The sequence below is a fragment of the Streptomyces atratus genome (assembly GCF_014648655.1).
GTDB classification, from domain to species: Bacteria; Actinomycetota; Actinomycetes; order Streptomycetales; family Streptomycetaceae; genus Streptomyces; species Streptomyces atratus.
The window spans coordinates 1-14,766 of record NZ_BMRN01000085.1; the positions used below are offsets into that span (position 1 = coordinate 1).

Genomic DNA, 14,766 nt, shown 5'->3' on the forward strand with positions numbered 1-14,766 from the left:
GCCCGTTTAGCTCGCACATGCTGCACAGATTCCGTCTGGTCTAGCAATGACCTGGAAGCTCCCTGCCGGTAAGGAGCTTCCAGGCATTTCGGACCGTGCGCGTTGGCGATATATGCGGCAAAGCATGTCGAAACGTTCGGCGCGAACCAATATCAAACGCCCACTCAGATCACCCGCTGCCTCCCAAACCAGCGGACAAACGCTGCTGCTGACAGTGAACAAAGCCACCCGGCGGACACGGACGCGGCCCTCTCGCTGGAACTGCTCTGCTCCCCACTCCAGACCCGCTCCGTGGTCGGCCACCGCCCGATCGAACCGGACCTCCCGGAGCGCTTGACTGACTTGGTGCTGAACGGTCTGAAGGAGAGGAGGTAGGGACTGCCCCCAGAGATACGCCAGCCCGGCCTGACCGGCCACCGCCATGGTCGCGGTCGCGGTCGCGGTCGCAGAGAGGCTGTCGCCCTCGTGGGTGACACTGATGCGGAACTGGGCCGTGCCGCCGGACCTCTCCGCTCGCAGGGCGTCGAACACGGGCAGCAGGGACCGGTGGTTCGGGAGCGGCTCGGTGGAGGAGTTCGCAGACAGGCTGCCACACCCGGTGGTGCGGAACGCCGGAAGGACCGGGGCCCGGGCCGCCTGAGCCCACCGGGCGGCCCAGGCGGCCCGGTGGGCTCAGCAAGTAGGTCACAACCAGGAGGCGGCCACCAGCGAGCGTTCCGCAGCCGCCAGGTGCACGGCCGAGGCGAGCCAGGCCCTCGCGTAGGCGTCGGCCGAGGGGTCGGTCAGGCGGCCGAAGGTGTCGCGGGGGCGGCGGCCCGCCTCCGTTGTCAGGGCCTGTGCGAGGTGGGCCGCTACGCCGAGTTCCGCCCGGGTCAGGCGGGCGGAGAGCGAGGCCGCGTCCGTCCCGCGGCCCGCCTCGGCCACGGCACGGCGACCGCCCGCGACGCCCGTCTCCAGCAGGCGCCGGACACGCCACAGCGGTGCCTCCGCCAGCGGGTCGGGGCCAGCGGTGACCGGCCCGCAGTCCGCGGATCCCGCCGTCTCGCGGGGGAAGTGCTCGCCCTGGAGCCGGTCGTAGCCCAGGTCGGCACGGCCCTTCCACGCGTCCGGCAGCCGCAGCGTGGCGGACGCCCCCGGCACCGGCCCGACCGCCAGCGACCGGAGCGTCGCCGCCCGGTCCAGGTCGGGACGGCCGAGCACGCGCAGGGCGAGCCCCGGGTGTTCGGCGATCCGGCGCAGGTTGGCGGCGTGCGGCAACTCCGGGTGGGGGTGTGCGGGGCGGAGCCGCAGCAGCGGTCCCTCACCGGCGACGCGGACGACGACAGAGTCGCCGGCCGCACCGATCACCTCGACGTCGCAGCCCAGCAGACTCGGCGCCGTCCTGCCGGGCCCGCCCGCCTCGGGCGCGCCGTCGGCGAGCACAGCGGCCATCGCCTCCTGCACTGGTCGGGTGAAGAGGGCGGCGGCGGGTTCCTCGGACCAGTCCACCCCGCGCAGTGGCGTCGCGCTGACCCCCCGCCCTGCCCCGAGCCGCCCATCCGCGGAGACGGTCGCGCCGACGATCCGCAGACCCCCGCGCGCCAGCCCGGCGTGGTCGAGGACGGCACCGCCGAGCGCCACGGACGCGGACCCCGCACCCTTCACGCGGGCGAGGCCACCGGGGCGCACGTCGGACACCGTGTAACCGGCGCCGTCCGAACCGACCAGGTGCGTGGTCACTCCGCCGTACCCCGTCGCGGACAGCACCGGCTCCCGGCACAGGCCGTACACCCGCAGGCTGCCGCCCTGTTCGTAGACCCGGCGCGCGGAGCCCGCCGCATCCGTGTCGGCCGACCCGGAGGCGAGCAGGGCGGTGCCGGCCAGCAGCTCACGGAAGGCTTCGGTGAGGTCGGCGAGACGTTGTCCCTCGCTCCGCTCCCGCGCGGCCCTCAGGCTCCGTACGACTCGCAGCGCGGCCGCTTCGGCCCGCGGCAGCCCGGCCAGCCGCGCGGTGTGGGCGGCGCGGAGCAGCTCGGCCTGCACCACGGCGCCGCCCGCCGTGACGCCGGCGGACAGGGCTTCGGCGGCGGCGTCCCACAGCACCGTGGCGGCAAGGACCTGCGCCGCGGTGAGTTCGGCCGGCGAGACCACCGTGGCCGCAACGTCGGCGGCTGGGGCGGTGGGTGCGGCCTCCTCGGGGCCCGCGCCCGTGTCGGAGGCTGTGCCCGAGCCTGCGGCCTTGCCCGTACCCGAGTCGTCACCCCCGCCCGTCTCGCCCTCCCCATCGGCGATGGGTGCCGCGCCCAGGACCGCGGTCCGGTGCAGGCAGCGCGGGGCCAACAGGCAGGTGCACACGGCCTGTTCCGCGTTCGTGACCGTGCCGGACGGGCCCGGGCGCAGCGTGACCGTGGCGTCCTCGCCGAAGTGGACCTCGGCTGCCCCGTCGGCCGTGGTGGAGGCCTGGTCGGCGCAGCCCGAGATCGCCGCGTCGAGTTTCTTGCGCAGCCGTGCGCTGAGCTGCTCCACGGCGTCGGCGAGGACGTCGGGGGCGACGGGGGGCAGGAGTTCGGTGCTCAACGGGGTTCTCCACGGAGGCGGTCGCCCACCCAGCGGGCGAGTTCGAGCGGGCTGAGGGCGGCCACCGGCATACCGGCCGCGACGAGTTGGCGCGCCACGGACACCGAGTAGCGCGGCGTGCCGGTGTCATCGAGCGCCGCGCAGCCCAGCAGGTGGGCGCCGGAGGACGCCAGGGCACGCACCTCGCCCAGCAGCCCGCCGAGCGGTGCGCCCTCCTCGAAGTCGCTGACCACGACGACGAGCGTGCGGCTCGGCACGGTGATCAGCGAACGCGCGTGCGCGAGACCGGCCGCGATGTGCGTACCGCCGCCGACCCGGACCTCCAGCAGCAGCGACAGCGGATCCTCGACCCGGTCGGTCAGGTCGATCACCTGCGTGGAGAAGGCCAAGAAGTGCGTGGACAGGGTCGGAACCCCGCCGAGGACCGCGGCCGTCAGCGCCGACCAGATCACCGACGCCTCCATCGAGCCGGAGACATCGACGACGAGGACCAGGCGCCAGTCCGCCTCCTTGCTCGCCCGCGTGCTGAACAGCGGGCGCTCCGGTACGACGACGAGCCGGCCGTCCTCCGTCCGCCGGGTGTGGGCGAGATTGGCCCGCAGGGTACGGGCGAGGTCGAGGCGCCCGCCGGGCCGTCGGGTCGGGCGCGGGGTGGCCAGACCGGTGAGCGCCGGGCGCAGGCGGGTGGCCAGCTCCCGGGACAGCTCGTCGACGAGCCGCTTCACCAGCGGACGCAGCCGGGCGAGTTGGGCCTCGGGCATACCTCCGGCCAGGGACAGCACCGAACCGAGCAGCTCCACCGACGGGCGCACCGACGCCGGATCGAGCTGCGCGAGCACGTCGGTGCGACCCGCGTCGGCGGCCTCCGCGAGGACCTCCTCGCGTACGTCGGTGCCGAAGAGGGCCTCCAGTTCCTGCGCCCACTCCCGCGCGGTGGGGAAGGACGGGTCCTGACCGCCGCCTTGACCTGGTGCGCCGCCGGCCAGGTCCTGGGCGCCTTCGCCGCGCCCGCGGCCGTAGAGCTCGTCCAGGGCGTGGGCGTAGCGGCGCGCGTCGCAGGTGAGCCGTTCCTTGTGGCGGCCGAGCAGCAGCCGCCAGCGGTCGGCGCGGCCGAGCCGTCGGTCCGCGTCGACCGCGGCGGCGCTGTCCGCTGCGGGTGGGGGTACGGGGCGGGGATTGTCGGCCGAGTCCGAGCCCGGGTCCGTTCCTGCGTCGGCGTCCGCGCCTGGCAGGCCCAGGGCCTTCAGCGCTGCCGATCCGGCCGCGTCGGCCGCCGCCCACAGGGCGAGCAGTTCGGGCGGGGCGTCGAGTGACAGGTCGAGCCGGTCGCCGAGCCGCTCCGTCACGGTGGTGAGTAGCCTGTCGCGCGCGGCCGGGGCCAGCGTGTCGAAGCCGCCGCGCAGGGCCGGGAGCCGGTCGAGGAAGTCCTGGTCGGCCAGCGCGTCAACCCGGTCCATGAGCGCGGCAAGCGCGTCCGGCGACGCTTGGAGCAGGGGACCGGCGGCTGTGAGCAGCCCGGCAAGACGTTTCGCCAGCGCCCGGCGCGTGTCCGGAGCCGTGGCCCCGTCGATCCAGCCGGCCGTTCGCTCGCCCAGCCCGGCCGCGTCGTCCAGGTCGAGCAGCACGCGTACGGCCAGGGCCGCGCCCTGGATGAGCGGGGAGCCCTCGGCCGCCAGCTCGGCGAGCGCCCGGTCCAGTCGCAGGCCCAGATGACGGGCGGCCGTCCGGTCCGCCAGCGCCACCAGCGCCCCGGCGTCGGCGCCGCTGTCGCTCCCGGCGAGGCCGGGCAGGGACCGGACCGCGGCCTCGATGAGTTCCTCCGTGAGGGCGCCGGCCGTCGTGCGGGCGTCCTGCATCGTGTCGGGGTAGTGGCCGCGCCGCAGTCCCTCCAACAGGTCCAGGGCCTGGAGGAGCTCGGGCAGGTCGGCGCTGTCGGGCAGCACGACGGAGGCCTCGTACAGGCGTGCATCGACCAGTTCGGGCAGGCCGCAGCGCGCGGCGGCGGTCAGCCCGGTGAGGATCTGGGCCGGGGTGGGGCCGCCCTCGGCGGCCTCGTGGCGCGCGGTCGCGGCGAGCGTACCGGCGGCGGCCTGGGCCGCGGTCACCCCGCGCACGCCCGCGAGGTCGAGGCGTGCGGGCACGGACGGCGTCCATGTCAGACGCCACCTGGTGCCGAGCGCGGTGCCGTCGCCCGTGCCCGCCACGTCCAGGGGTTCGCCGTACGAGGCGCCGATCACCAGCAGCCGCTGGAGCAGCACTTCGCGGCGGCCGTCCAGCGGTGAACGGAGCGGGTCGAGGCGCAGGTCGCGGCGGTCGGGGTCGTCCGGTCTGGGCAGCCGCAGTTCCGCGAGTTCGGCCTCGACCGAGGGGCCGAGACCGGACCGGGGCGCGTGCGGGCTGATCCGGCCGCGTGCGGTGCCGATGAACACGGCCTCCAGCGCGCGGGCCAGGGCCCGGCCCCGGCCGAGGGGTTCGCCCTGGCCGAGGACAGTGGTGACGGCCTCCAGGAGTTCGCCGCGTCCGGGCGCGGGCAGTCCGCGCAGGGCGGCCAGGTCGCAGGCCAGGCGCAGCGTCTCGGCGGCCTCGCCGGTCCCTGCGGTGTGACCGCCGCGGCGCATCTCGCGACACAGGCCGGTCACCGCGTCGGCAGCCGCCTCCCGGATCCGTTCCGGATCGCCGGCGGCGGTGAGCACCGCCTGCTGCCACAGCGGGTCGCGGATTCCAGCCGGGTAGCCGGACCGGGAGTCGAGCAGGTCGAAGGAGTACGGCACGAGGGAGGTCACCGCCGAGCCCTCGGTCGCGGCGGCGCCGTCTTCCCCGGCCCTGCCAGCCGCCCAAACCCCTGTCGCGTCCGTACCGGACCTCCAGGTGCGGGGCCCACCGCGCGGCGCGGCCTCGGACGGGACGGCCGCCCGCCCCGTAGCGCCGGAGACGCCCGCCGTCCCGGCCCCGGCCTCCGCTCCGGCATCCGCCTCCGTGGACGCGAGAAGCGCGGGTGCGTGGAACGCGCCGATCACGGCTGCCACCCGGCGCCCGTCCGCCGAGGCAGAGGCGATCACCTGTCGCATCCGTTCCTCCCGCGCCAGGTCGGCGGCGGGTACGGCGGAGTCGGCGCGCAGGGCCCAGCCCACGCCCAGTGCGGCTCGGCGCACCGCGTCCGGGGCGCACCCCGGAGCCAGTACCTCCACCGCGCGGTCCCACAAATCGTCACCGTCCCGGCCGGTCCCGGCGGCGGCGAGCGCCTCGGCGTACGAGCGCCGCACCCGCGTCGTCCCGTCGCCGGGAGCAGGGTCAGGACTGGCATCGGGACCGGCGTCGAGCGCACCCGTGGCCCCCAGGGGCGCATCGGCCTCCGGACGTACGGCCTCGCTCCCGTCCTGCTCGCGCACCGGCCCGAGTGCCCCCGCCGACCAGCGCGGGTCGCCGAGGGGAAGGTCGCAGCACACGACCTCCACCCCGCGGCTTCTGGCCCAGCGGACCGCGGCGAGCTCGGGTGAGAAGTCCGCGAACGGGTAGAACGAAAGCCGTCCTCCCTCGCCCGCCCCGGCCAGGGCGACCGGGGTGACGGTTTCGGGGTCCGCCAGGTGTTCCAGCCAGGGCTGGAAGTCGGTCGGCAGCTCGACGCAGACCACCTCGGCCCGCGCCTCTTCCAGCAGGGCGGGTACCACCGCGGCCAGCGCCGGACTGTGGTGGCGCACTCCCAGCAGGTACGGCGCACGCGATGCGGCCAGTGCGTCCACGGCCGTCCGTGGATCGACGGTCGTCAACGCAGGCTCCCGCGCAGGTCCCAGAGCCGGCGCCACATCGCCGAGCCGCTCTCGGCGCGGCGGCGCACCGGGCCGTCCCAGTAGCCCAGCAGCCGTGCGTGGTCGGCGGGGTCGTCCTTGCGGACCACGCCGAGCAGATGTCCCGGCAGCAGGTCGAGCACGTCCTCGCCGGGCAGGTAGGCGGCCGCGACCCCCAGCGACGCCGCCACCTGGACGGCCTCGGCGGTGGACATGACCGTGCCCGGCCGCTCCACGTCCCAGCCCTCGTTGGAGCGGCCGGAGCGCAGGTCGCGGAAGACGGTGACGAGGGCGTCGAGGACGGCGTCATCGACGGCGAAGGCCGCGCCCGCCCGCTGCACGGCGGTGACAGCCTGGCGGCGTATCAGGACCGCCTCGGCGTCGGCGTCGGCGATCGGGTCGACGGTCTCGAAGTTGAAACGGCGCTTCAGCGCGGCCGACATCTCGGAGACGCCCCGGTCGCGCAGGTTGGCGGTGGCGATGACGGTGAAGCCGGGGGCGGCGCGGACGACAGCGTCCTCGGTGGAGGTCAGCTCGGGTACGCTGATCCGCCGGTCCGACAGGATGGAGACGAGGGCGTCCTGAACCTCGGGCAGACAGCGGGTGATCTCCTCGACCCGCACCACCCGTCCGGCCCGCATGGCGGCGAGGACCGGGGAGTCCACCAGGGCCTGCGGGGAGGGGCCCTGGGCGAGCAGCAGAGCGTAGTTCCAGCCGTAGCGGAACGCGTCCTCGGTGGTGCCCGCCGTACCCTGCACCGTCAGGGCGCTGGTCCCGCTGACAGCGGCAGCGAGCAGCTCCGACACCATCGACTTGGCCGTACCGGGCTCACCGGTGAGCAGCAGCCCGCGCTCTCCGGCGAGGGTGACCACACAGCGTTCGACCAGCGCGCGCTCGCCGACGAACTTCGGGGCGATCACCAGCTTCGACGGCAGACCGGCGCGACGCCGGGGCAGGGCCAGCTCCACGCCGTCGCTGCCGCAGACGAACGTGACCACCGCGCGAGGAGTGAGCGCCCAGCCGGGCGGCCGCGGCCCGGGGTCCTGGGCGGCGAGGAAGGCGAGTTCGGCGGCGTGGCGCTCCTCGGCCGGCTGGCCCTGCCGGACGGGTGCGGTCTGTTCGGTGACGGTCATGCGGGTTTCCTTCGTCATGGTTCGACAGGTGTTCATACGGGTCGGGGACCGGCGCGGCGCACCCAGGGGCGGGCGCGCCGCGCCGTGCTGACGACGGGCGGCCGGTCAGCGGCGGCTCAGGTGCCGTTCGGCGGCGCCTCAGCGGCGGCGCCTGGTACGCCGTACCTTCAGCTCCTCGAAGCGCGGGAGGTCGCCGTCGAGGATCCGCTGCCAGGCCCGGGCGAACAGCTCCGCGGCCGGTTCGGTCGGCACCAGGGTGCCCAGCACCGGCCGGCCGCCCGTGGCCACCCCGTACATCGGCAGCTTCCACTGCTCGACGGGCAGGACGGGCGCCGACTGCTCCGCCCAGGCGCCCGGCAAGACCAGCGAGCGTCCCGCCCGGGCCCGTACGGCCGACACCACCAGGTCGGTCTCGGCCAGTTCGGCCCGCGCCGTCTTGAGACGGGCCGGCTTCCACCCCGTCCATCGCGCGGTGTTGCGGTCCGTCGGGTCGGGCATGGCCAGCAGCATCAGGTACAGCGTCGCCGCGTCGGCGGTCAGACCGCGTGCCTCGGCGACCTCGGCCACCCGCTCGGGCACCGAACGAGACGGATCCTGCGGCCACCACAGGCCCTCGTCGTCCGCCGCGCCGGCCGCGGGCGCCCCCGGGTCGGCCAGCAGCCGTGCGAACGCCGGGTCGTGCGCCCGCCGCAGGGCCGTCTCGACCCCGGTCGGCTGCTGATCGGCGCCGCGCAGTGCCACCAGGTACGGGTCGGAGCCGGTGGAGTCCAGCAGGGCGGGCCGTATGGCCGGCTGGGGCTGGCCGTCTTGCGTGGCCATGAGCACCGCGCCGTACCGCTCGTGGTCCGGTGCCGTCTCCGTCGGGGCGCCGGCCACCTTCCGGAAGTCCGCGAGGCTCGTGTAGTGCCCGGCGGAGAGCAGCAGTTCGGGTGCCGCAAGACGCTGCCGCACGGCGGTCAGCGCACTCGGCAGCGCCGCCCGTACCGGATCGCCGGCGGGCAGCCGGTGGGCCAGCCAGGCCGTCAGGCTCATCGAGCCGGCCAGCACCGCCGAGGTGAACGGCGCATCGGCGGGGGACGCCGTCGCCGGGTGATCGCCCTCGATGCGCCACGGCACGTCGACGCCGAGCTCCGGAGACGACGCCGGTTCCAGCAGCGCCGGGAGCGCCCGGTGCACGGGCCAGCCGCTGCGCGCGGCGCGCGCAGCCTCCGCCGCCAGCCAGTCGGGCACCTGCCGGCGCCGTCCCACTTTCTCGTTCCACACGGCGGCCGCCGACGCCACGTCCGGGCCCTCGCTCCACAGCCGTGCCGGGTCGTCGGGCAGGAGCGTCGCGAGTACCGCCCGGCGTACCTCGACCGGGAGCGCGCGCAGTTCATCGCGGGCGTGTCCCGCCTCGGCCACCTTCAGCCCGAGCGCCTTGCGCAGCTCGGTCGGCAGGAAGTTGTTCTCCCAGCTGTCCACGTCGGGCATGCCCGCGAGAACGATCCGGGCCAGCGCCCGGGACACACCGGTGAGGCGGCTGAACTCGTCGGCGGCCTCCGGCAGGAAGGGCACCGCCTCACGGGACTGCGCCTCCCCGAGGAAGCCGGTCAGCCAGTCGGCGCCGCGCACCCGGTCGCCCACCGGCGCGTCACTGCTCACGGTGTAGGGGCCGGGCACCTCGAAACGGCCGCTCGGGTCGTGGAGCAGCGCGCCGAACTCCCACCCGTCGTCGACGCCGGAGTTGTGCTCGGTGATGCCGAGCGCAGCACCGCCGCCCAGGGGCAGCACACTGCGGTGCGCGACGTTGCGCCGCTGGCCGTCCGGCGTGTGCAGGTGGGGCGTCGCCAGGCGGACCAGGACCCGGCGCCAGTGACCGGCCGAGGCCGCCGTCGAGGCCAGCCCCAGCGCGTCCACCCGGTCGAGGACTTCGAGCAGGGCTGCCCGGTGTGCCGGGTCGCTGCCGGGCGCGACGGCCCGGTAGGCGATCGCGGCCGGCTCGTCCAGGAGCGAGACGAACGGCAGTCCCGAGTAGGGCAGCGACGGTAGATCGAAGTGCAGCCGGCCCGGCAGCGCCGTGGCGGCGGTGTCCGCGCGCACGGACGCCAGAGTCTCCAGGTATCGGTAAGTCACGTCGGTGTCCGCGCCGTACCGGTAGTAGCCGGTATTGACGATGCCGTGCAGCGCCTTGGCGAGCACGTGGTCACTCGGTCCCTGGACCCGGACCTCCGTGGGCTCGGCAGCGGGGTCGAGCCGTGCGGCCACGGCGTCCAGCGCCTTCTGCTGCCGTACCGCGAAGCGCAGCACCTTCACCACGCCGGCGACCAGCTCGGGTGCCGAGACCTGCGGCAGCGCGGCGCTCACCAGCTCGGGCAGGTCCGCCACCCGCTCCGCGAGCACAGCCGCCTTCAGCAGGACGCCGGCCGACTCCGCGTCGGCGCCCCGCAGCGCCGCCGACCCCTGCGGATCACGCGCGCGCAGCATGTACAGGTACGGCAGCGGCGGCAGGGCCTGAGCCGCGGTCCCGTACAGCTCGTTGCGGTGGTCGCACTGGGCCGACGTCGTGACCGTGCCCTCCGGGTCGCTGAGCAACAGCTCGCGCCACTGCTGGGTCAGTGCCCGCGGCCGGTCGTCGCCGGGGAACGTCAGCGCGGCGACCGGCCTGTCGGCGCCCTTCGGAAGGGTGACGACCCGTCCGGTGGTGTCCTCGCCGTGGTGGCCGCCGTCGGACAGCCGCAGGACACGCCAGCCGAGGAGTCCGTCCGCGGACGTCCCCTGGGCCGAACCCGCCACCGCCGGGGCGGGCCGCAGCCAGCACGAGCCGGCCGCCAACTCGGCCCCGGGGGCGTGCCGCAGCAGCGCGTCGGCGAGGAAACCGGGCTGCGAGCGTCGGCCGTACGCACCGCCCACGGGGTCGTATTCGAGCCAGCCGCCCTTGTCCTCCCCGTCCCTGTCCTGCCACACCCAGTACGACGTGCCGTCGGACAGCAGCGCGCGCTCCGCGGGCAGCTTCGTGTCGCCGCTGTGGAGGACCCCGCCGCCGGTGGTGCGGCCGCCGCCGGGCAGCTGCAGGCTGAGGTGATCCGAACGCATGGCCCAGGAGCCGGCGCCGGCTCCTGCGAGAGCGAACACCGTGTCGGGCGCGGTGTGCCAGTAGCCTTGCGGCTCGCCGCGACCGTACGTGCTCCAGAACACCAGCAACGCACCGTCCACGTAGTGGAAGCCCGTCCGCCACACGGACGTGGTGGGCAGCCGCAGATCGTGCACGAGAACGGTGGAGTCGGCGTCGATGACGCGCACCTGCGTCGCGTTGGCCACGATCAGATACGGCCAGGCCTCGACGACCGTCAGACCCTCGGTGGTGTGGTGCCCCGGTGCCAGCTCCGTCAGCGCCTCCTCCCACGCCGGCCAGCGCAGCTCCTCCCACAGACCGCCCCGAAGCGTGCGCGCCACGGCCTCGCCGAGATCGGCACCGGCCGCGGCCGCGACCTCCTGCGGCGCGAGCGCGAGAGCCTCGGAGGGCAGCCACGAAAGCCGCTCGATCGCCTTCGGCAGTCCGGGCAGCCCGGCCGCCACCGACGAGGCGGCCACCTCGCGCATCCACTCGGTGAGCATCGGGCGGCCGCCGGGCGAGGCGGCCAGCCGCCGCATCACGTCCGCACCGGAGGACGCGCTGTTGTAACTGTTCGCCCCGCGTCCGAAGGCGGGCCGGAAGCGCGGGTCGGCCGCCAGCGCGACCAGGTCCCGCGGCTCCTCGCCGCGGGCCCAGTCCGACAGGTTCAGGGCGCTGCCGCGCTGGTGGTGGGCGGACTTCTCCTCGGGGTCGGCGACCGCGATCTCCAGCGAGAGCAGGAGGTCCAGCAGGTTCACGTCCTCGACACCGATCCGCAGGAACCGCTCGTTCTCGGGCCGCGCCGCCAGATCGGCACGCAGCCGGCCGGCCGCCCGCTCGACCAGCTCCAGCAGGGCGGGCGGCGTCGGGCGCGGCCCCCAACCGCGATGCCGGGCACCGTGAAAGCGCTCCAGCCAGCCCGCCGCGCCGTCGGAGCACCGCTCCTCCTGTGGCAGGCCGGCGTCCGCGAGACCGGCGTCGGCCCCCGACTCCGCCATGATTCCCAGCCACAGCTCGGTCATATCCCCGTTGTCCCCGGGCGGGGTCATCGACAGCAGCGTGCCCCGCACGGACGGAACGCGCCGGGCCAGCGCGACCAGCGCGCCGCGGTGCGACTTCCACCAACCGGCGGCGGCCCGCAAGGTGGCCGGCAGCGGAAGGAGCTCGGCGAGGTAGTCCTGCTCCGCCTCGTTGCCGGACAGGGCCGCGGCGCGGGCGAGCCGCCTCAGCTCCACCGCGGCCTGGGCGGACGGCGCGAGACCGCCGGCGGTCCGGCGCACGCACAGCCGCCGGAACCGCTCGTACGCCTCGACGGGCGCGAGCCGGGCCGACAGGTCCTTGCCGTAACCGGTCAGGACCTTCACCGGCAGCGCGCCGGCCAGGGCGAACTCCAGGAACACGGCGTCGAGCCGGTCCTCGTCGACCGTCAGCCCGTGCTGCGCCTCGCTCGTGCGGGCACGGCCGAACAGCTGGCCGGCGTACGTGCTGTTCTCGACGCCGAGGAAGACCCGCGCGGCCTGCTCGTAGAAGACGGGCAGGAAGTGCGGGACGGCCGCGGCGAGCCGCCCGGCCAGCTCGTGGCAGGCGTCCAGGGCGGCCTTGGGCTTGGTCTTGGCCTGCCGGGCCAGCCGGTCCAGCTCCGGCACGACCGCCAGGGCGTGGTGCCCGTCCTCGGGGTGGTGCACCAGCACCCACTCGGGAAAGCCGAGTTCCTGGCGCCGACCGAGACCGACCACGGCCGGCTCGCCCTGCGGCTCGAGTCCGAGGAAGCCGGCGGCGAGGTCCTCTGCGGGGCCCAGTTCGGCCGCGGCCAGCCGCACGACGACCCGATCCTCGCCGAGCACCGCGTGGCGATAGGCCCGTGCGGTCAATTCGACCGCTGAGGGGCCCGCACCCCGCGCGTCGGCCGGGAGGACCGCGCCTGCCGCGAGCAGCTCCTTGTTGTCGTTCCCAACCGTCCCGGTCACGCGTCCCCACCCTCTTCGATCGTGCGGCCGGCGTACAGCGCAGCGGCCATGCGCATCCCCTCGGACCAGGCCACCAGCCCGACCTCGGTCAGCCGCACCGCGCGGCCGTCCTCGTCGTGCCAGCTCAGCCCGCCGGTCTCCGACTCCCCGTCCCAGTACGGCTCACCGATCCACACCGACGCCTCCGTGCTGCGGCCCCCATCACGTACTTTGCACGTGGCGTAGCCACCGGACACCCGGTAGCCGAGGCCTGTGGCGCGCGCCGCGAGACCGAACCGCGAGGCGAACTTCCCGCCCGCGTAGTCCCGTACCTCCGTCGCCGTCTCCGGACGCCCGGCATCCGGCCCGTCCGGCCTGGTCCAGGTCGCCCGGTGGATCTGCTCCACCTTCTGAGTGATGCCGAGGTCGGCCGCGAAGTCCCGTACGTCGTCCAGGTCCGGCAGGAGCACGGGGTGGGGAAGCGTCACCGTGCGCGGCGACAGCCGCGCGGTCTCACCGTCGAGGTCGACCACCTTGAGCTCCCCGTCGCCGGTGACGTCCCGTAGGAAGCCGACCTCGTCCGGATCGTCGCCCACGACGGCCATGTCACGCAGCGCCGCCTGCCACGCCTCGTCCGGCCACACCCGCGCGATCAGCTCGGTCGGAACCGGAAGCGACGACACCATCCAGGCATCCACCTGAGCCACGCACGAGGCCGCGTGCCGGTCCAGCCACTCGGTCAGCTGCCTCAGCCGGTCGACCTCGGGACTGTCGCGCAACGCCTTCGGCAGCGCCTTCAACTGCCGCCCCCCGACTCGCCGTGCGACCACACGCCCGTCCTCGAGGGTGATCTCGTACCCCTCACCCGCTGCCAGCCACGCCATCAGCCGTGCCCCTCCGCCTGTCCATCAGATGTCAGCGCAGCCCGAAGCAAGGGCCACGAAGCCCCTGAACTGCGATATGAGGGGAGACTAACGAGGGCCACTGACAACGCAGGTTGGTCCGCGGTGCCCTCGCGGCGGCCTGGCAGGGATCTTGGTGCTGCCGGGGACGGTAGGCGTCGCGCCCGACGGCGGGAGACGGTGCGGCCGACAGAACGTCAGCAGGGCGCTGCCCGGCTGCGAGCAGGACGCTGGCCGAGTGGTGCCTCCGTACGGCGGGGGAACCTCAGGGCGAAGGCCATGCGGTGCCCGTGGGCGGGGACGTCTTCTTTGGCCCGGAGTGCGCGACGATGCGCTGACAGGAAGCGGCAGGAAATCGGCGGGCGGTCAACCTCCTCCGGGCGCGAAAACCCCCCGACTTCCGGAGGGAGGACCGCGCCGGGCGCGGGAGTGCTCAGGCGTCCGGGCGGCAGCGGCGGCGGTAGTAGCCGTAGGTCAACGCCAGCACCAAGGGGCCCCACAGGGTCAGCAGGCCACTGACCGTCATCGCCAGCGTGTCCCAGCCCGGGGCGTACGGGAAACCGGGCGAACCGTCGATACGGAAGGCCGTGAAGAACCAGTTGACCATCAGCCCCAGGAGGAGGAGCCCACCGATGGTGGCGGGAACGATCGCCGCGAAGGGTGGGATGCGGCGGCCCCCCAGCTTCGGGACCCAGTTGGGCACCACCTCTCCCCATCGGCGCACCAGCCCGAACCCGAGCAGCGCGAACGCCTCCGTCAGGAGACTAAGTCCGAAGACGTACGGGATGTGCCACCACGCCGACGGAGTGTTCTCCCCGCCCATCGCGTAGCCGAAGCCGATGGGCAGCCGCCAGAGACACACCGGCAGCCCCACCAGCGGAATGAGGTGGGCGACTCTCTCCGCCCACAGCGGGACGGGCCGCTCCGTCCTCTTGCTCTCAACTGCCCTATGCAGCATGTTGGTTGACATGCTCTCAGTTTTCCTGGTCCTCCCCTGCCTGGGATCAACCTGCAGGTTGACGTGACTACGCCGCTTGATTGACGACGTCTGCAGTCAACCGAACGCAAGTGTGTCCGACCGGCGCTGTCACGTTGTTGAGCGTTCGCGCTGCCGCGTGGGCTGATGACTGTTCTCGGCCCGATTGTTCAGGCCCTTGTGGGAACGGTGCTCGACGGAGGGCATGACCTCGCGGTGGGCCGCGCCGTAGGAGCGGAGCTTGTCGGTGACGATCACCCGCGGCACCGAGCAGGTATTCCTGAGCAGTTTGCGGAAGAAGCGCCGGGCTGAGGCCCTGTCCCTTCGGCCCTGGACCAGGATGTCGAGCACGTTGCCGTCGGCGTCGACGGCCCGCC

The 14,766-nt window shown here is 74.5% G+C and carries 6 protein-coding genes and 1 pseudogene; all 7 read right to left on the bottom strand.

All coding sequences use genetic code 11. From position 1 onward, the window contains the following. Positions 1-684 precede the first annotated feature (684 nt). Positions 685-2,556: a hypothetical protein gene (locus IEZ15_RS41615; protein ID WP_189282164.1), complete on the bottom strand. Its 1,872-nt coding sequence runs from the start codon at positions 2,554-2,556 to the stop codon at positions 685-687. Next, positions 2,553-6,323: a vWA domain-containing protein gene (locus IEZ15_RS41620; RefSeq protein WP_189282165.1), complete on the bottom strand. Its 3,771-nt coding sequence runs from the start codon at positions 6,321-6,323 to the stop codon at positions 2,553-2,555. The genes IEZ15_RS41615 and IEZ15_RS41620 overlap by 4 nt, the downstream gene beginning before the upstream one ends. Then, a complete protein-coding gene (locus tag IEZ15_RS41625; RefSeq protein WP_189282166.1) occupies positions 6,320-7,474 on the bottom strand; it encodes an ATP-binding protein in 1,155 nt (384 codons plus the stop codon). The genes IEZ15_RS41620 and IEZ15_RS41625 overlap by 4 nt, the downstream gene beginning before the upstream one ends. Positions 7,475-7,612: 138 nt before the next feature. Further along, entirely contained in the window at positions 7,613-12,532 is a 4,920-nt protein-coding gene (locus IEZ15_RS41630; protein ID WP_189282167.1) for a DNA-binding protein, read from the bottom strand. Continuing rightward, positions 12,529-13,395 carry a DUF4132 domain-containing protein gene (locus IEZ15_RS41635; RefSeq protein WP_189282168.1) on the bottom strand — a complete coding sequence of 289 codons (867 nt, stop codon included), beginning with the start codon at positions 13,393-13,395 and terminating at the stop codon, positions 12,529-12,531. The genes IEZ15_RS41630 and IEZ15_RS41635 overlap by 4 nt, the downstream gene beginning before the upstream one ends. A gap of 451 nt (positions 13,396-13,846) precedes the next feature. After that, the gene (locus tag IEZ15_RS41640; protein WP_189282169.1) at positions 13,847-14,383 is read right to left on the bottom strand and encodes a hypothetical protein; all 537 of its coding nucleotides are present in this window, start codon (positions 14,381-14,383) and stop codon (positions 13,847-13,849) included. Positions 14,384-14,512: 129 nt separating this feature from the next. Next, positions 14,513-14,766, bottom strand: a pseudogene (locus tag IEZ15_RS41645) (DDE-type integrase/transposase/recombinase); the annotation flags it as partial.

Excerpts from the sequence above, each read along its gene's own strand:
- IEZ15_RS41625 (WP_189282166.1), bottom strand. The coding sequence starts at position 7,474 with ATGACCGTCACCGAACAGACCGCACCCGTCCGGCAGGGCCAGCCGGCC.
- IEZ15_RS41640 (WP_189282169.1), bottom strand. The coding sequence starts at position 14,383 with ATGTCAACCAACATGCTGCATAGGGCAGTTGAGAGCAAGAGGACGGAG.
- IEZ15_RS41635 (WP_189282168.1), bottom strand. The coding sequence starts at position 13,395 with ATGGCGTGGCTGGCAGCGGGTGAGGGGTACGAGATCACCCTCGAGGAC.